Genomic DNA, 18211 nt, shown 5'->3' with positions numbered 1-18211 from the left:
ACAGCCATGTTCCGATTTCTGCTTGTGCGCATCGCATCCGCCATCCCCGTGCTCTTCGTGCTGAGCGTCGTGACCTTCGCGATCATCCAGGCGCCGCCGGGTGATTACAGCGACTATATCCGCTCGCAAATGATCAACCAGGGCGGTGCATCCTTCGAGGAGGCCGACGCCCAGGCGCAGGCCTACAAGGTCGCCAACGGTCTCGATAAGCCCCTGCCGGTGCAATACGTGAACTGGATCACCGGTATTGTGACGCGCGGCGATTTCGGCCATAGCCTCTTCTACAACAAGCCGGTGGCAGAGGTTGTCGGCGAGCGCCTGCCCCGCACGCTGGCGCTGGCCCTCGTCTGCCATATCCTCGCCTCGGTGATCGGCATCACCTTCGGCATTCTTGCCGCGACCCGGCAATATTCCTGGGTCGATAGCCTGCTATCCGGTATTTCCTTCCTCGGCATGACAGTGCCGCGCTTCCTGATGGCGCTGGTCATCGTCTACATCATGGTGTTCCATTTCAACGTCACCGAGATCAACAGTTTCCACTCCGCCAGATACGGAGGTGCGCCCTGGTCCTGGGACAAGTTCGTCGATCTCCTGAAACACGTCTGGCCGGTGATCGCCATCGCCACCTTCGGCGGCCTCGCCTACAATATGCGGGTGATGCGCGGCAATCTGCTCGATACGCTGAACGCCCAGTATGTCGAGACGGCGCGGGCCAAGGGCCTGAGTGAGAGCGCCGTCATCCTGCGCCACGCCGTGCCGAACGCGCTGCATCCGCTGGTCATGTACCAGGGCGTCGTGCTGCCCTACATGCTGACCGGCGAGATCGAGACGGCGATCATCTTTGCGCTGCCGACCGTCGGCCCGGCCATCGTCGGCTCCATGTGGGTGGGTGACGTCTATGTCACCGCCACTTTCATGCTGGTCCTGTCCGCAACGCTGATCGTCGGCAACATCATCGCCGACATGCTTTTGGCCATGCTCGATCCTCGGGTTCGCCTTGGTGGAGGAGCACACGCATGAAAGCCGACGTTCAAGACGCCATCACCGTGCCGGTGCCGGCACCGCATCACGGCAACGAAACGTATCGGGCCCTTGTCTGGCGCCGTCTGAAGCGGTCCTGGACCGGCCTGATCGGCCTGATCCTCGTCTGCCTGCTGATGATCATGACGATCTTCGCCGAGTTCTTTTCGCCGGTCGATCCGAAGCTGACAGGCGTTGGCTTCGCTCCGCCACAGACGATCAGCATAACCGATCAGGAGGGCAATCTCGTCTGGCCGCGCACCTACCAGGTCGGCGAGGGCACCGAGCTTGATCCGATCACCTTCCAGCCGATCGTCGGTCCGGACTATGCCAACCCGAAAAACCTCGGCTTCTTCGTCAAGGGCTTCAGCTACCGGCTTCTCGGCCTGATCCCCACCGACCGCCATTTCTTCGGCGCTGTCGACGGCACGCCGGTCAACTTCCTCGGCACCGACAAGTTCGGCCGCGATGTCTTGTCCCGTATCTTCTATGGCTCCCGTGTCTCGCTGATGATCGCACTGACGGTGGTCTTCATTGTCACCGTCGTCGGCACGACGGTCGGCATGGTGTCGGGCTATTTCGGCGGCCGCTTCGACAACTGGATGCAGCGCTTCGTCGAACTCGTGCTCGCCTTCCCGCAGTTGCCGCTCTACCTGGCGCTCACCTCGCTGATACCCGTGACAGCGCCGACCAATGTCTTCCTCGCCTTCGTCATCATCGTGATGTCGGCGCTCGGCTGGGCGCAGATGTCGCGCGAGGTCCGCGGCAAGACGCTGGCGCTTGCCCGCATCGACTATGTTCGCGCGGCGATGGCGATCGGCGCCACCGACCGGCGCATCATCTTCCAGCATATCTTCCCCAACGTCATGAGCCACGTCATCGTCGCCGTGACGCTGGCGATCCCGAATGTGGTGCTGCTGGAATCTTTCCTCGGCTTCCTCGGTTTTGCGGTGAAGCCGCCGCTGATGTCCTGGGGGCTGATGCTGCAGGATACCGCCACCTATTCCGTCATCGGATCCTACCCCTGGATCCTTTCCCCCGTGGCCTTCGTGCTCGTCACCGTCTTTGCGTTCAATGCGCTTGGCGATGGCCTGCGCGACGCCGTCGACCCATACTGAGGAGACGACCCGTGGCACTCCTGGATTTGACCATACTCGCACCCGAACAACGGCACGATCATGCCGCTGCCGTCGGCACGCCGATCATCGATGCCCGCCACGTGGGCGTGAAATTCAAGGTCGAGCATGGCACGGTCGATGCCGTCAAGGACGTCTCCTTCCAGCTCTACCGCGGCGAGACGATCGCGGTCGTCGGTGAATCCGGCTCGGGAAAATCGGTGACGGCCCGCACCGTCATGGGTCTGCTCACCAAGCGCGCCACGGTGTCGGATCGCTCCAGCATCTCCTATGACGGCAGGAACGTCCTGAAATTCTCCGATCGCCAGCGCCGGGCACTGCGCGGCGACCGCATCTCGATGATCTTCCAGGAGCCGATGAGCTCGCTCAATCCGGTCTATACGATCGGCGCCCAGATCATCGAGGCGATCCGTGTTCACCAGAAGATGAACCGCAAACAGGCGATGGAGCGGACGCTGGAGCTGCTGCGCCAGGTGCAGATTCCCGACCCCGAAGCACGTCTCAACCAATATCCGCACCAGCTTTCCGGCGGCCAGCGCCAGCGCATCATGATCGCCATGGCGCTCGCCAACAATCCCGACGTGCTGATCGCCGACGAACCGACGACAGCTCTCGACGTCACCGTCCAGGCGCAGATTCTCAACCTTATCCGCGACCTGCAGAAGACGCTTGGCATGGCGGTGATCCTGATCACTCACGACCTGACCGTCGTGCGCCAGTTCTCCGATTATGTCTACGTCATGCAGAACGGCGAAGTGAAGGAACACAACACCACCGCGGCGTTGTTCCAGAATCCGCAGCACCCCTATACCCGTCACCTGCTCAACTCCGAGCCGAAGGGCATGGCCAATCCGCTGCCGGTCGATTCCGCCGCCATCCTCGAAGGCCGCAATGTCCGCGTTTCCTTCATGCTGAAGTCCGGCGGCTTCTTCAGACCGCAGTTGAAGGAGCTCGTCGCCGTGGACAGCCTCAGCATCAAGCTTCACCGCCACGAGACGCTAGGCCTCGTCGGCGAATCCGGCTCAGGAAAGACGACTTTCGGCCAGGCGCTCGTCAAGCTTCTGACGGCGGAAGGCGGCGAGATCCTGTTTGACGGCCAGCCGATCCAGAACAAGAGCCGCGACGAGATGCGGCCGCTGCGTTCGCGCATGCAGATCGTCTTCCAGGACCCGTTCTCCTCGCTCAACCCGCGCATGTCGGTCGGCCAGATCATCGAGGAGGGACTGATCGTCAACAAGCTCGGCGCAACCCGCAACGAACGGCTGGAGCGGGTGAAGGAGGCACTGAACAACGCCGGCCTGCCGAACAACATCCTGTCGCGCTTCCCGCACGAATTCTCCGGCGGCCAGCGCCAGCGCATCGCCATCGCCCGCGCGGTCGCACTTGAACCCGAGTTCATCCTGCTCGATGAGCCGACCTCGGCACTCGATCTCTCGGTGCAGGCGCAGATCATCGAACTGCTGCGCAAGCTGCAGGACGAGAAGGGACTGAGCTACCTCTTCATCTCCCACGATCTGAAAGTCGTGCGCGCCCTTTGCCACCGCGTGGTGGTGATGCAGCACGGCAAGATCGTCGAAGAGGGGCCGGTCGAAGACGTTCTATCCCATCCCAAGACCGCCTACACCGAACGGCTCGTCAGAGCCGCCTTCGAAGTGGCCGCATAATCGCTAGACAAGAGGCTTATTCCATGGCGAGACAACCCAAAATCACCTTCATCGGCGCCGGCTCGACCGTCTTCATGAAGAACATCATCGGCGACGTTCTGCAGCGCCCGGCGCTGTCGGGCGCGAAGATCGCGCTGATGGACATCAACCCGCAGCGGCTGGAAGAAAGCGAGATCGTCGTCGGGAAACTGATCTCGACGCTGGGGGCAAAGGCAACCATCGAGTTGCATTCCAACCAGCGCAAGGCCCTTGAAGGCGCCGATTTCGTCGTCGTTGCCTTCCAGATCGGCGGCTACGAGCCCTGCACCGTCACCGATTTCGAAGTGCCGAAGAAATACGGCCTGCGCCAGACGATCGCCGATACGCTCGGCGTCGGCGGCATCATGCGGGGGCTCCGCACCGTGCCGCATCTCTGGAAGATCTGCGAAGACATGATGCAGGTCTGCCCCGAGGCCATCCTCTTGCAATATGTCAACCCGATGGCGATCAACACCTGGGCGATCGCCGAGAAATACCCTGACATCAAGCAGGTCGGCCTCTGCCACTCGGTCCAGGGCACGGCGATGGAGCTGGCGGAAGATCTCGACATTCCCTACGAGGAAATCCGCTACCGCTCGGCCGGCATCAACCACATGGCCTTCTTCCTGAAGTTCGAGCATCGCCAGCCGGACGGTTCCTACCGCGACCTCTATCCGGATCTCGTGCGCGGCTACCGCGAAGGCCGGGCGCCGAAGCCGACCTGGAACCCGCGCTGCCCGAACAAGGTTCGCTACGAGATGCTGACCCGGCTCGGTTACTTCGTCACCGAAAGCTCGGAGCACTTTGCCGAATACACGCCCTATTTCATCAAGGAAGGCCGCGAGGACCTGATCGAGAAGTTCGGCATTCCGCTCGACGAATATCCCAAGCGTTGCATCGAGCAGGTCGAGAGATGGAAGAGCGAGGCCGCCGCCTACCGTTCGGCCGAAAAGATCGAGGTCGCCCAGTCGAAGGAATACGCCTCCTCGATCATCAACTCGGTGTGGACCGGCGAGCCCTCGGTGATCTACGGCAACCTGCGCAACAACGGCTGCATCACTTCGCTGCCGGAGAATTGTGCCGCCGAAGTGCCATGCCTCGTCGATCAAAACGGCATCCAGCCAACCTTCATCGGCGACCTGCCGCCGCAGCTCACCGCGCTCATCCGCACCAATATCAACGTGCAGGAACTGACGGTGGCGGCAATGATGACCGAGAACCGCGAGCACCTCTACCATGCCGCGATGATGGACCCGCACACGGCCGCCGAGCTCGATCTCGACCAGATCTGGTCGCTCACCGACGATCTTTTGGCCGCGCACGGCCAGTGGATCCCGGAATGGGCCCGGGTCGCCAAGAAGGTCCAAGCCGCGTAACTCCTTCTCCCGGTTGCGCGACGAGGAAACCCCGGAACAACAATTCCGGGGTTTTCCTTTTATGCCGGGTGTGGTCGAAAGGAACGACGCCTCGCCGCTTGTTCAGGAGAATAAAATGCCCGCCGGTTCCGCCACGACGACGCTCGCCCGCCAACTGTCCGACGCCGACAACGGGGGCATGCGTCTTGCCTCGGCGACGCTTGCGGAACTCGCCGCCCCGGCGGAAGCCTTTGCCGTACAAAGCGAAACGCTTGCCCTGAACGGCTGGCCGACAGCCGGCTACAAGGTTGCGATCCGTTCGGACGGAAGCTCGATTTCAGCGCCCATGGCCCATATCACCCATGCCAGCGCATCGGGCACCGCCGGCTTCGAGCGACCGGCCGTCGATACGCTGGAGGTGGAAATCTGCTTCGTCCTCGGCAAGGATCTGCCGCCGCCGGACGGCAAGCTCTATACCCGTGAAACGCTTCTCGGCTACGTGAGCGGTATCTATTCCGGCGTCGAATTCCTCGGCCACCGGCTGGACGAAGGCGGCCGCTCGCCGGCGCTGCTGTTTCTCGCGGATCGCCTCGGCAATGCCGGCTATGTGCTGGGCGAAGAATTGAGGGAAACCGTGCTCGAACCGGGTTCAACGCTGCCCCTGACGGTGACGATCAACGGCGACACCGTTTTTCGCGGCCCGGGAAAACACCCGAACGACGATCCGGTGGCACCCTTCCTCGCCTTCGCCAATGCGCTGACGGAGGCTGTTGCCCAAGGCCAGATCGTCACCACCGGCAGCCTCTGCGGCGCCATCCCGGTGCCCGAGCGGGCGGCAATCGCCATCGGCGGGTTTACGACGCTGACCGTGACGGCGGCATCGACGCGCAACGCATCCATGCTGGAAGCGGGCGGATCGATTCCCGCATAAAAAACCCCCCATGGCAGCGCCATGAGGGGAGATATGAAAGAGCATGTTGCCCGTCGATCAGGCTGCCGTATGGCTCTTGCGGACATCCTCGTCTGTCAGGATGCCGCTCGCCCGCAGCAGGGCTGCAAAACGGCCGTTGCTATGGCTGAGCTCGTTGAAGCCGCCCATCTCGACGATCCTGCCATGATCCATGAAGATCACCAGATCGGCCTCGCGCACCGTCGACAGGCGGTGGGCGATGATGAAGGTCGTTCGATCCTTGCGCAGGTTGTCGATCGCCGCCTTGACGCGGTTTTCCGTTTCGACGTCAAGCGCGCTGGTCGCCTCGTCGAGCACGAGGATCGGCGCGTTCTTGAGGATGGCGCGGGCAATGGCGATGCGCTGGCGTTCCCCTCCGGAGAGCCTGTTGCCGCGTTCGCCGACTTTAGTGTCATAGCCGCCCTGGCGGCCTTCGATGAAGTCGGCTGCTGCTGCTGCTTCGGCCGCCTCCATGATTTCGATCAGCGATGCGTCTTCACGGCCAAGGCGGATGTTCTCGCAGATCGACCGGTTGAGCAGGCCTGCATCCTGGAACACGGTGGCGATCGAGCGGCGCAGCGACTTGCGGGTCACCGTCGAGATGTCGACGCCGTCGACCAGGATCTTGCCGCTTGCCGGCTCATGCACGCGCTGCAAAAGGTTGACGAGCGTTGTCTTGCCGGCGCCGGTCGGACCGACGATGGCGATCGTCTGCCCCGCCTTGGCGGTGAAACAGACATCGCGCAGGCCTTCGTTCGAGTTGGCGAAGTTGAAGGACACGTCGCGGAATTCGACCTCGCCGCGGACATGGTGCAACTCACCGGCATCGACAGGCTCTTCGCGCTCGCGGACCGAATCCTCGAGACTGAAGAAGTCCTCTAGCTTGGCGCGGGCTTCGAAAATCTGCGTCACGAAAGCCTTCATCTGGTCGAGACGGCCGATCAGCAGGCCGGCAAAACCGATGAAGGCAATGACGTCGCCGATACCAAGCTCGCCCTTCTGGACGAGGAAGGTACCGATCACGAGGATCGCCATCATCGAAATGGTCGATGCCATGCGGTTCAGCGCGCTGGCAAGCGCCCACCAGTCGAGGACCGGCAGCTGGGCCGAGATCAGCTTCTGGGTGAAGTTCCTCAGCTCGCGGGTTTCAGCTTCGATGCGGTTGTAGCTGTGTACGACCGAGACGTTGCTGATTGAGTCGGAGACGTGTGAAAAGACGGTATGATAGTGATCCTCGACAGAGGCCTGGCCTTCCTTGGTGCGTGTCATCACCATCTTGCCGATCACAACGTAGAGAACGCCAAGCACAACGAGAACCAGCGACAGGCGTACATCCATGGCAAAGGCTGTCGGAACGAGCAGAACCAGCGCCACGGCTGTGGAAAGATGCTGGCGCATGAATTCGAGCCAAAGGCCGAACAGCGTTTCGCAGGCGCGCAGCAGCGTGTGCAGGGCGTTGGAGGTGCCGCGCTGGCTATGCCAGGAAAGAGGCATCGAGATGATGCGGCCGAAAGCTTCCGTGATCAGGGTCGAACGGCGCGTATGCGCCAGCCGGTCGGCCTCGCGGGCGACCAGCACGAAGGCGATCGTGTTGAAGACGCCGAGACCGGCCCACATCAGGAGCATTGGTGTTACGGCCTGCTTGGAGGAGATCGCGTCGATGATGCGGCCGAACAAAATGGGCTCTGCGATCGTGATGATCGCCAGGACGATGTTGGCGATAACGATCGCGGAGACACGAAGTTTGTGAACGGCAAGATACTGAAGCGCTCTTGCATAGACCTGGAACAATGACACTGTCTTATCCCTCTTGGGCAGCTGGTTGCGGTGCAATGAAAAGCAACAGGGCATTAGCATCGCGGTATAAGTTACTGAGAAGGAAGGATATCCTGAGAAAAGGAGCGTTGTGGATCGTCATCCTTGATGACCTCGCTCAATTCTTCCCGATAAATTTCCAGTCCTTCTTTCTTTTTCATGGCAAACAAACATCGTCGTTGGTCAACTTTCAGGTCGAACGAACAAGCGCATCTGTGATAAATACCGAGTGAGACAAATTGCTCGTGTCGCCTCGGTAGAATTATTCATAGTTTGCTATTTTTTGCGCCTTGCGAGTCAACGGCGATGCGGTGTTAGGTGGTTCCATGACTGACGGGGGGATTATTGCGATCGCAACATGAATGGGTGCTGAACAGGACAATCATGTTGCGCTGCGGTGGGCGCGGTCAAAGGCCGGAATGAATTTTTTGAAGGGACATTCATGAATATTACGTTGCTGGTGCAGTTTCTGGCGCTCATAGACGAGATGAAGAGCAGGGACGAAATCGTTCAGGAGTTCGAGCGGGTCCTGGACCGCTACGGCTTTGACTATTACGGCATCGTCCGCCAGCCGAAGCCGAACGAAAATCCGCTGAGCCTGCTGCTTGCCGGACGCTGGCCCGATGGCTGGCCGCAGATCTACATCAAGAAGAAGTTTGTCGTCATCGATCCGACGATCCGCTTTCTCGGCCATGCGCAGCGCGGCTTTCGCTGGCGCGAGACGCTGGTTGCCTTCCGCTCCGACCCGCACCGCAAGCGCATGGAGCGGATGATGGTCGAGGCACGGGGCTACGGTCTCAACGACGGCTACATCTTTCCCGTTCACGGCCGCCGCGGACTGCTCGGCAATTTGACAGTGGGTGGCCGCGTGGTCGATCTCAGTCCGGTGGAGATGAGCCTGTTCGACGGCATTGCCAAGAAGATCTTCTGGCGGCTGCTGGAACTTACGGATCCGGCGGTCCTCGCCGAAATGGTCTCCAGCGTCGATGTGCAGATGACCCGCCGCGAAATGGAGGCCTTGAACTACCTGGCCGACGGCATGACCTCGAACGAGATCAGCCGGATCCTCGAAATCTCCAACCATACCGTCGACTGGTACATGAACGGCATCCAGGAAAAACTGCGCGCGAAAAACCGCCATCACGCGGTTGCCCTGTCCTTCCGCCTGGGATTGATTTCCTGACGGAAATGAACGCCCTCATGCCGACTCTGAAATTGAACTTCACGTCATGAACCGCTAATAATCCTTTTCGCGGTGCAGCATGACCGCGTTCAAGTCTTGAGGAGTCCGACTTGCCCATCTCGAAAATCCTGGTCGCCAACCGTTCCGAAATTGCAATCCGCGTGTTTCGCGCCGCAAACGAACTGGGAATAAAAACGGTTGCGATATGGGCGGAGGAGGACAAGCTCGCCCTGCATCGTTTCAAGGCGGATGAAAGCTACCAGATCGGTCGCGGGTCGCATCTGGCCCGCGATCTCGGGCCGATCGAGAGCTATCTTTCGATCGAGGAAATTATTCGCGTCGCCAAGCTGTCGGGTGCGGATGCGATCCATCCAGGGTACGGCCTTCTTTCCGAGAGTCCGGAATTCGTCGATGCCTGCAAGGCGGCCGGTATCATCTTCATCGGACCGACCGGCGACACGATGCGGCGTCTTGGCAACAAGGTCGCTGCCCGCAATCTCGCCATCGAGATCGGCGTGCCGGTCGTACCGGCTACCGAGCCGCTGCCTGACGACATGAATGTCGTGGCAACGATGGCGGCGGAGATCGGCTACCCAGTGATGCTGAAGGCGTCTTGGGGCGGCGGCGGCCGCGGCATGCGGGCGATCCGCGATCCAAAGGACCTGGCGCGCGAAGTGACGGAAGCCAAACGCGAAGCCATGGCCGCCTTCGGCAAGGACGAGGTTTATCTGGAAAAGCTGGTCGAGCGTGCCCGCCACGTCGAGAGCCAGGTGCTTGGCGATACGCACGGCAACGTCGTGCATCTGTTCGAGCGCGATTGTTCGGTCCAGCGCCGCAACCAGAAAGTCGTCGAGCGCGCCCCGGCTCCCTATCTCAGCGAAGCGCAGCGCCAGGAGCTGGCGAGCTATTCGACCCGGATCGCCCAGGCGACGCACTATGTTGGTGCCGGTACCGTCGAATATCTGATGGATATGGACACCGGCAAATTCTATTTCATCGAGGTCAATCCGCGCATCCAGGTCGAGCACACCGTCACCGAGGTTGTGACCGGCATCGATATCGTCAAGGCGCAGATCCACATCCTCGACGGCTTTGCCATCGGAACGCCGGAATCGGGCGTGCCGAAACAGGAGGACATCCGTCTCAACGGCCATGCGCTGCAGTGCCGCATCACCACCGAAGATCCGGAACAGAATTTCATCCCGGACTATGGCCGCATCACCGGCTACCGCTCCGCTTCCGGCTTCGGCATCCGCCTTGACGGCGGCACCGCCTATCCGGGCGCGGTCATCACCCGCTTTTACGATCCGCTCTTGGTCAAGGTCACCGCCTGGGCGCCGACGCCGAAGGAATCGATCGCCCGCATGGATCGGGCGCTGCGCGAATTCCGTATCCGTGGCGTGGCAACCAATCTCACCTTCCTCGAAGCGATCATCAGCCATCCGAAGTTCACGGATAATTCCTACACAACCCGCTTCATCGATACCACGCCGGAACTGTTCCAGCAGGTCAAGCGCCAGGACCGCGCTACCAAGCTCTTGACCTATCTAGCCGACGTGACGGTCAACGGGCACCCGGAAGCCAAGGGCCGGCCGAAGCCGAGCGCGGATGCGGCAAAGCCGATCGTTCCGCACAGCAACGCCGCAATCGCCGACGGCACCAAGCAGAAGCTCGACGCGCTCGGCCCGCAGAAGTTCGCCGAGTGGGTGCGCGCTGAAAAGCGGGTGCTGTTGACCGATACGACGATGCGCGACGGCCATCAGTCGCTGCTCGCCACCCGCGTGCGCACCTATGACATCGCCCGTGTCGCCGGCACCTACGCCCGCGCCCTGCCCAATCTCTTCTCGCTCGAATGCTGGGGCGGCGCCACCTTCGACGTCTCGATGCGCTTCCTGACCGAGGATCCGTGGGAGCGTCTCGCCAAGGTGCGCGAAGATGCGCCGAACCTGCTCTTGCAGATGCTGCTGCGCGGCGCCAACGGCGTCGGCTACAAGAACTATCCCGACAATGTCGTCAAATACTTCGTCCGCCAGGCGGCCAGGGGCGGCATCGACGTCTTCCGTGTGTTCGACTGCCTGAACTGGGTCGACAATATGCGCGTCTCGATGGATGCGATCGCGGAAGAAAACAAGATCTGCGAAGCGGCGATCTGCTACACCGGCGACATCCTCAACTCCGCCCGGCCGAAATATGATCTGAAATACTACACAGCGCTGGCCACTGAGTTGGAAAAAGCCGGCGCGCACATGATCGCGCTGAAGGACATGGCCGGCCTCTTGAAGCCGGCCGCCGCGACGGTGCTGTTCAAGGCGCTCCGCGAGGCGACGAACCTGCCGATCCATTTCCACACCCACGATACGTCGGGCATCGCGGCGGCAACAGTGCTTGCCGCCGTGGACGCCGGGGTGGATGTCGTTGATGCCGCGATGGATGCCTTCTCCGGCAATACGTCGCAGCCCTGTCTCGGCTCGATCGTCGAGGCGCTGCGCGGCTCCGAGCGCGACCCAGGCCTCGATCCGGAATGGATCCGCCGTATCTCCTTCTATTGGGAGGCCGTACGCAATCAGTACGCCGCCTTCGAAAGCGACCTCAAGGGGCCGGCGTCGGAAGTCTATCTGCACGAAATGCCGGGCGGTCAGTTCACCAACCTCAAGGAACAGGCTCGCTCACTCGGGCTTGAGACCCGCTGGCACCAGGTGGCGCAGGCCTATGCCGATGCCAACCAGATGTTCGGCGATATCGTCAAGGTGACGCCGTCCTCCAAGGTCGTCGGCGACATGGCGCTGATGATGGTCAGCCAGGACTTGACCGTTGCCGATGTCGAGAACCCGGCCAGGGACGTCTCCTTCCCGGACTCTGTCGTCTCGATGCTGAAGGGCGATCTCGGCCAGCCGCCCGGTGGATGGCCGAAGGCCCTGCAGAAGAAGGCCCTGAAGGGTGACAAGGCCTATACGGAGCGTCCGGGTTCGCTGCTTGCCGATGCCGATCTCGACAAGGAGCGGAAGGACATCGAGACCAAGCTGGAGCGCAAGGTCACCGACTTCGAATTCGCCTCCTATCTGATGTATCCGAAGGTCTTCACCGACTATGCGCAGGCCGCCGACACCTACGGCCCGGTCTCGGTGCTGCCGACGCCCGCCTATTTCTACGGGCTATCGGCCGGCGAGGAGCTGCTGCCCGAACTCGAGAAGGGCGTCTCGCTGGTCATTCTGCATCAGGCGAAGAGCGAGCCGGACGAGCAGGCGATGGTCAAGGTGTTCTTCGAACTCAACGGCCAGCCGCGCCTGATCAAGGTGCCGGACCGCAACCGCTCAGCCTCCAGCGCCGCCCGTCGCAAGGCCGATCTCGGCAACGCTGCCCATCTCGGCGCGCCGATGCCGGGCGTCATCTCGACGGTCTCCGTTTCGGCCGGACAGACCGTCAAGTCCGGCGACGTGCTGCTCTCCATCGAGGCGATGAAGATGGAAACGGCGCTGCACGCCGAGAAGGACGGCACCATCGCAGAGGTCCTCGTCCGCACCGGCGACCAGATCGATGCCAAGGACCTGTTGATCGTCTACGGGGCTTGAGGACGATTTAAGGTCGGGCGGAGTTTGCCGCGGCCTGTTCTCCGATACCGTCGTGCTCGGGGTCGCGCATGCGAGCCCCCAAGGGCATTCTCGTCTGGCTTGACGAGACGCCCGCTGCCTCTTGCTCCGTCATCCTCGGGCTTGACCCGAGGATCCAGACGCAATCTCTGCGGACCCACTTTTCCTGCATCCGGGAGCGTGGATCCTCGGGTCAAGCCCGAGGATGACGGCCCTAGGAGGGAGCGAGAGCGGCAGTAAGAGCCTCCACACATAGGGACATGCGGCGTTTCGCGCCGAGATTCCCCCCGGTCATCTTCGCCTACTATAAGGGGCGAGGATGACGATGGCGGGGACGGGGCGCAGAGGGGACCGCTCTGAGGGGAAAGCGTGGCCAGATTTTCCCTCAAGAGCACTACTCCCCCTCCCGTCAAATCTCGTAATCATTCCCCATGTTCAGCGACGAAATGAACTTCTTCGTACGCTCCCGCTGTGGCGTCTGGAAGATGTTCTTCGGCGGTCCGCTTTCGACGATCAGGCCGCCGTCGAGGAAGAGCACCTGGTCGGCGACTTTCGAGGCGAGCCGCAGGTCGTGGGTCGCCATGATCATCGTCGTGCCTTCGGCCGCAAGCCGGTTCAGGACCTCGACGACTTCCTCGGCCAGTTCCGGGTCGAGCGCCGAGGTCGGCTCGTCGCAGAGGAGAACGCGCGGTGAAGGGGCAAGCGCGCGGGCGATCGCCACGCGCTGCTGCTGGCCGCCGGAAAGCGTTGCCGGCCAGGCATCGGCCTTGTGGGCCATGCCGACCTTTTCCAGCAGCTCGAGCGCGCGGGCCCTTGCCCTTTCCTTCGGCCATTTCAGGACCGTCACCAGCCCTTCCATGACGTTCTCTATCGCCGTCTGGTGCGGAAAGAGCTGGAAGTTCTGGAAGACCATGCCGGTCTGGCGGCGCAGGCGCTGGATGGCGTCCCAACCGGTCTTCCTGTGAGGAGCAAACTCGATCCGCTCCTCGCCCAGCCGGATGGCGCCGGATGTCGGGATTTCGAGCAGGTTGACGCAGCGCAGCAGCGTGCTCTTGCCGCCGCCGGAGGGTCCGACCAGTGCCGTCACCGTGCCTTCGGCGATGGTGACGCTGATATCCTTCAAGACGACATTGTCGCCGAAACGCTTCTCGATATGGGTGAGCTCGATCATTTGCGCGCCTCCAGGAAACCGCCATAGCGGGCGAAGCGGTTTTCCAGACGCACCTGCAGGGCGGAGAGAACGGAGCTGAGCGCCAGATAGATCAACGCCGCTTCGATATAGAGGATCAGCGGTTCGTAGGTCGTGGCAACAATGCGCTGCGCCGTCTGGAAGAGTTCCGGCACCGTGATGGCAGCGGCGAGAGAGGTGTCCTTCACCAGCGAAATGAACGTATTGGACAGCGGCGGTACGGCAACGCGTGTCGCCTGAGGCAGGATGGTGCGGCGCATCGCCTGGCCCCAGCTCATGCCGATCGAATAGGCCGCTTCCCACTGGCCGCGTGGCACCGAGGAGATGACGGCACGAATGATTTCCGAGGTATAGGCGCCGATGTTGAGCGTGAAGCCGATCAGCGCCGCCGGGAAGGCGTCGAGCAGAATGCCGAGGCTCGGGAGGCCGTAGAAGATGACAAACAACTGGACGAGCAGCGGCGTGCCGCGAATGATCCAGACATAGAAACGCGCCACGGCGACCAGCGGCTTGGGCCCGAAGAGACGAGTGATCGCCGTCAGGAGGCCAAGTGCCAGACCAAGGCCGAAGGACAGGAGCGTCAGCGGGATGGTGAAGATCAGCCCAGCTCGCAAAAGCGGCAGGAGCGAATCGAGCATGAGTTGGAGCCAGGAGGGCACGGACTGGGGCCTTTCAAACGACATGATCCGCCCCGGAGCGCCCGGAACGGATCAAAACGTATAGTGTAGAGAGAGGCGCGGCGAAACCTGTCCGGTCATGCCGCATAATTGGGATTACTTTGAAACGTCGGCGCCGAAATACTTTTTCGAAATCGCGTCATAGGTGCCGTCGGCCTCGATCTCGGTGAGCGCCTTGTTGATCGCTTCCAGAAGCTCCGGCTCGCCCTTGCGGATGATGATGCCGGAGTAGTCGGCATTCGCCTGCTCGGCGGCGATCTTCACGGGCGCATCCGGTTTGTGCTTCTTGAAATCGAGGAAGGACAGGCTGTCATTGATTGTCGCATCGGCGCGACCGGTCAATACGAGCTGTATCGACTGGTCGAAGCCGTCGGTGCCGACGAGTTCGGCGCCGGAGGCCTCAGCCAGCTTGCCGAAGTTGCTGGTCAGCGACTGGGCCGCCTTCTTGCCCTTGAGGTCCGGGAAATCCTTGATCTCGTCATTGTCGGCCTTGACAATCAGGACGGCCTTGGAAGCGATGTAGGGCTCGGAGAAATCGTATTTCTTCTTGCGCTCCTCGGTGATGCCGACCTGGTTGATCACGGTGTCGTAGCGGTTGGCATCGAGGCCGGCGATCAGGCCGTCCCACTTGCCTTCGAGGAATTCGGCCTTGACGCCAAGCTTCTCGGCGATGGCTTCACCGATCTCGACGTCGAAACCAACGAGCTTGCCGCTTTCGTCGTGATAGGTGAAGGGCGCATAAGTGCCTTCCGTGCCGATCTTCAGCGCCCCGGCCGACTTGACGGCCTCAAGGTTTTCGCCGGCAAAAGCCGGAGCGACCGAAACCAGCTGAGTGATTGCTGCGGCGGCGAGAAGTGTGTGAACCCATTTCATTGTCTTTTTCCATCTTTCTATCCGGCCCGTCGCCGGTGTGAGAGGACAATCGCATATGGACCCACCGCCGACAGCGCACAAAACTTCAATTGTGCGGCGCAATAGCGAAGGTTTTTCTCCAATGGCGGCTGTTTCCACGGAAAAATTGGCGCCGATCGCTCAAATTCAAGGCGGCTTGCCGGCTTTCGCGGCACATTTTTTAAGAAATCATAAAAATCGGTTGAACCCCGATGAACCTATGTGTATGCCTGTTTGTGCCGATTTATCCGTAATTATGCACGATTTGGTCGAACCCATGCAGACAGAACTGCTTCTTCAACAACGTCAGCGGCTGATACAGGACCGGCTGCGGGCGTCCGGCCGGGTACTGGCTGTCGATCTGGCGCAGGAATTCAACGTCTCCGAAGATACGATCCGCCGCGATCTGCGCGAGCTTGCGGCCGCAGGGCTTTGCGAACGGGTCTATGGTGGCGCGCTGCCGGTCTCGCCGGGCAGCACCACCCTTGCCCAGCGTGTCGGCGAGGCGCCCGAGCGCAAGGCAGCGCTGGCCGTTGCCGCGCTTGCCTTCATCAAACCGGGAATGACCGTCTTCTTCGATGCGGGATCGACCAATCTGGCGATCGCTGAGGCTCTTCCGAATGATCTGGAGCTGACGGCGGTGACGAACACGCCGCTGATCGCCGCCGCGCTGATGGACAAGCCCGGGGTCGATCTGATTGTCATCGGCGGCAAGATCGACAGGCGTGTGGGTGCTGCGGTCGGCGCCAAGGCGCAGCGCGACATCGAGACACTGCGACCGGATCTCTGCATTCTTGGCGCCTGCGGTGCCGATATCGAGGCCGGACTGACCGTCTTCGAGTACGAGGATGCGGAGTTCAAGCGGCTTGTGGCACTGAGCAGCGCATCGGTGCTCGCCGCAATCACCAACGACAAGTTCGGGACTTCGGCGCCGCATCGGGTCATCGCCGCAAGTCGCTGCTCCGCACTTGTCGTCGAGCATGATGCACCGGCGGACGCTGTCCGTTGCTGCGAGGAGGCCGGCATCGCCATTGCGCATGCGCGAAGGGCCAAGGCATGAGGATCGCCCACGTCGCCCTCTGGACTGCCGATCTCGACGGCCTTTGCCGCTTCTGGGCCGAGACGTTCGGCGCCGTTGTGGGCAATCACTATGAAAGCGCACGGCGACCCGGTTTCTCCTCGCGGTTTGTATACCTCAAGGACGGTCCTTCGATCGAAATCATGCAAGGACCCTGGATCACGCGAGAGGGGCTGGAAGAACGGCAGGGCTACGCCCATCTTGCGCTGTCGCTCGGCAGCCGCGAAGCCGTGGATGCAATGGCGGCGCAGGCGGCGGCTTCCGGAATTCTCATGTCTCCCGCCCGCATGACGGGCGATGGCTTCTACGAGGCGGTCCTTAAGGACCCCGACGGCAATCTCATTGAAATCACGGTTTGAACCCGACACGGATCGCACGGAAAAGATCATGGATCAACGCAACATCCCCAAGCCGCAGGCCGCCGTCCGCTCGGGCTATATGCCGAAAACCCGTCTTGCCGTGTCGCTGCTGTTTCTGATGAACGGTTTCGTCACCGGCAGCTGGGCGCCGAAGATTCCGGAATTCAAGGAGAAGCTCGGCATCGGCGAAAGCGTGCTCGGCCTGCTCATTCTTGCTTTCGGCATTGGCTCGCTTGTGCTGATGCCGATCGCCGGCGGTTTCATCGCCCGGCTCGGCTCGCAAAAGGTCGTGAAGGTCACGGCCGTCATTCTTTCACCGCTTCTCCTGCTTCTGACCCTGCTGCCGAATGTCTGGACGGCAGCGATCGGCATGTTCCTGCTTGGCGGCTTTGTCGGCGCCATGGATGTGGCCATGAACGCCAATGCGGTCGAAGTCGAGAAGTCGATGCGCCGGGCGATCATGTCGTCCTGCCATGCCTATTGGAGCCTTGGCGGCCTCATCGGCGCGGCGAGCGGTGGTGTGGTCATGGCGCAGTTCGGCGTATTGCCGCACGCGATTCTCGTCACGCTGTTCTGCCTTGCGGTGCTTGGCCTTGCCTGGCCGATGATCCTTCATGACCGGCCGCATCCCGACGTGGCCAAGCAGAAGCTGCGTCTGCCGATGACGCCTCTGCCTTGGCTGATCGGTCTCGTGGCGCTGTTTTCGATGGTGCCGGAGGGCAGCGTGCTGGATTGGGGCGCGCTTTACCTGCGCGACGAACTCGGCGCCTCGGTTGCCCTGTCCGGTTTCGGCTTTGCCGCCTTTTCGGCGACCATGGCAATCATGCGCTTTGCCGGCGATCACGTGCGCGATCGGTTCGGTGGCGTGAAGACCCTGCGCGTCTGCACCCTGACGGCCCTTGTCGGCCTCGTGCTGGCCGGTCTTGCGCCGAATGCGCCGCTGGCCATCTTCGGCTTTGCGCTGGCCGGCGTCGGCATTTCCAACATGGTGCCGATCGCCTTTTCGGCTGCCGGCAACATGCCGGGCCTCGCGCCGGGCATCGGGCTGTCGGTCGCCACCTTCATGGGCTATTCCGGCATGCTGTTTGCGCCGTCGCTGATCGGCTTCATTGCCGAACACACCGGCTTTTCGATCATCTTCGCCTGCATTCCGGCCTTGTTCATCGTGGTGCTGCTTTTGTCGCATCATGCCGTTCACGCCGATCCGAAAGGGCACGACTGAGGGTGGCCTGCGACTGCGCAGCCATCAATTCGCCGTCAATCCATGATGTTGCCGTTGACAAGGCGGCT

14 protein-coding genes are annotated in these 18211 nt (G+C 61.7%); 10 read left to right on the top strand and 4 right to left on the bottom strand.

Features of this window, described 5'->3' with window-relative positions:
• The first annotated feature begins 6 nt into the window (after positions 1-6).
• The 5 genes from ACSQ2W_RS08280 to ACSQ2W_RS08260 all read left to right on the top strand — a co-directional run bounded on the left by ACSQ2W_RS08280 (position 7) and on the right by ACSQ2W_RS08260 (position 6124).
• Positions 7-1020 (top strand): ABC transporter permease, encoded by a 1014-nt coding sequence (locus ACSQ2W_RS08280; RefSeq protein WP_436085826.1) that lies wholly within the window; start codon positions 7-9, stop codon positions 1018-1020.
• Complete coding sequence (locus ACSQ2W_RS08275; RefSeq protein ID WP_113003727.1) at positions 1017-2138, top strand: ABC transporter permease; 1122 nt, start codon at positions 1017-1019, stop codon at positions 2136-2138. Before ACSQ2W_RS08280 ends, ACSQ2W_RS08275 begins: the two co-directional genes overlap by 4 nt.
• An 11-nt stretch (positions 2139-2149) precedes the next feature.
• A complete protein-coding gene (locus tag ACSQ2W_RS08270; protein ID WP_436085825.1) occupies positions 2150-3820 on the top strand; it encodes an ABC transporter ATP-binding protein in 1671 nt (556 codons plus the stop codon).
• A 23-nt stretch (positions 3821-3843) separates the two neighbouring features.
• Positions 3844-5214 carry an alpha-glucosidase/alpha-galactosidase gene (locus ACSQ2W_RS08265; RefSeq protein ID WP_436085824.1) on the top strand — a complete coding sequence of 457 codons (1371 nt, stop codon included), beginning with the start codon at positions 3844-3846 and terminating at the stop codon, positions 5212-5214.
• A gap of 115 nt (positions 5215-5329) precedes the next feature.
• The gene (locus tag ACSQ2W_RS08260) at positions 5330-6124 is read left to right on the top strand and encodes a 2-keto-4-pentenoate hydratase (RefSeq protein ID WP_436085823.1); all 795 of its coding nucleotides are present in this window, start codon (positions 5330-5332) and stop codon (positions 6122-6124) included.
• Positions 6125-6181: 57 nt separating this feature from the next.
• Here ACSQ2W_RS08260 and ACSQ2W_RS08255 read toward each other — a convergent pair whose 3' ends face one another.
• Positions 6182-7939 (bottom strand): glucan ABC transporter ATP-binding protein/ permease, encoded by a 1758-nt coding sequence (locus ACSQ2W_RS08255; protein WP_436085822.1) that lies wholly within the window; start codon positions 7937-7939, stop codon positions 6182-6184.
• A 460-nt stretch (positions 7940-8399) separates the two neighbouring features.
• Here ACSQ2W_RS08255 and ACSQ2W_RS08250 point away from each other — a divergent pair, with 460 nt between their 5' ends.
• Together ACSQ2W_RS08250 and pyc are read left to right on the top strand one after the other, a co-directional pair.
• On the top strand, positions 8400-9140 hold the full coding sequence (locus ACSQ2W_RS08250) for a helix-turn-helix transcriptional regulator (RefSeq protein ID WP_436085821.1): 741 nt from the start codon (positions 8400-8402) through the stop codon (positions 9138-9140).
• A gap of 110 nt (positions 9141-9250) precedes the next feature.
• Positions 9251-12709: a pyruvate carboxylase gene (gene pyc / locus ACSQ2W_RS08245; protein ID WP_436085820.1), complete on the top strand. Its 3459-nt coding sequence runs from the start codon at positions 9251-9253 to the stop codon at positions 12707-12709.
• 427 nt (positions 12710-13136) lie between these two features.
• On the opposite strand, the gene ACSQ2W_RS08240 is transcribed toward pyc, so the two are convergent.
• From ACSQ2W_RS08240 to ACSQ2W_RS08230, 3 genes are all read right to left on the bottom strand, one after another.
• Entirely contained in the window at positions 13137-13898 is a 762-nt protein-coding gene (locus ACSQ2W_RS08240) for an amino acid ABC transporter ATP-binding protein (protein ID WP_436085819.1), read from the bottom strand.
• On the bottom strand, positions 13895-14575 hold the full coding sequence (locus ACSQ2W_RS08235) for an amino acid ABC transporter permease (RefSeq protein WP_113003755.1): 681 nt from the start codon (positions 14573-14575) through the stop codon (positions 13895-13897). Before ACSQ2W_RS08235 ends, ACSQ2W_RS08240 begins: the two co-directional genes overlap by 4 nt.
• A 114-nt stretch (positions 14576-14689) precedes the next feature.
• Positions 14690-15466: an amino acid ABC transporter substrate-binding protein gene (locus tag ACSQ2W_RS08230; RefSeq protein ID WP_436085818.1), complete on the bottom strand. Its 777-nt coding sequence runs from the start codon at positions 15464-15466 to the stop codon at positions 14690-14692.
• 295 nt (positions 15467-15761) lie between these two features.
• Between ACSQ2W_RS08230 and ACSQ2W_RS08225 the strand changes: the two genes are divergently transcribed.
• Genes ACSQ2W_RS08225 through ACSQ2W_RS08215 form a run of 3 tightly spaced genes read left to right on the top strand, consistent with a single transcriptional unit; the run spans position 15762 to position 18143 of the window.
• A complete protein-coding gene (locus tag ACSQ2W_RS08225; protein WP_436085817.1) occupies positions 15762-16544 on the top strand; it encodes a DeoR/GlpR family DNA-binding transcription regulator in 783 nt (260 codons plus the stop codon).
• Entirely contained in the window at positions 16541-16921 is a 381-nt protein-coding gene (locus tag ACSQ2W_RS08220) for a VOC family protein (RefSeq protein WP_436085816.1), read from the top strand. Before ACSQ2W_RS08225 ends, ACSQ2W_RS08220 begins: the two co-directional genes overlap by 4 nt.
• A 28-nt stretch (positions 16922-16949) precedes the next feature.
• Positions 16950-18143, top strand: coding sequence for an MFS transporter (locus tag ACSQ2W_RS08215; RefSeq protein WP_436085815.1), 1194 nt, complete (start codon positions 16950-16952; stop codon positions 18141-18143).
• Positions 18144-18211 lie beyond the last annotated feature (68 nt).

This window comes from Pararhizobium sp. LjRoot255 (assembly GCF_964252905.1).
Taxonomy (GTDB): Bacteria; Pseudomonadota; Alphaproteobacteria; order Rhizobiales; family Rhizobiaceae; genus Pararhizobium.
Note: the sequence above shows the minus strand (reverse complement) of the source record. Positions and strands in the feature narration are given on the sequence as shown.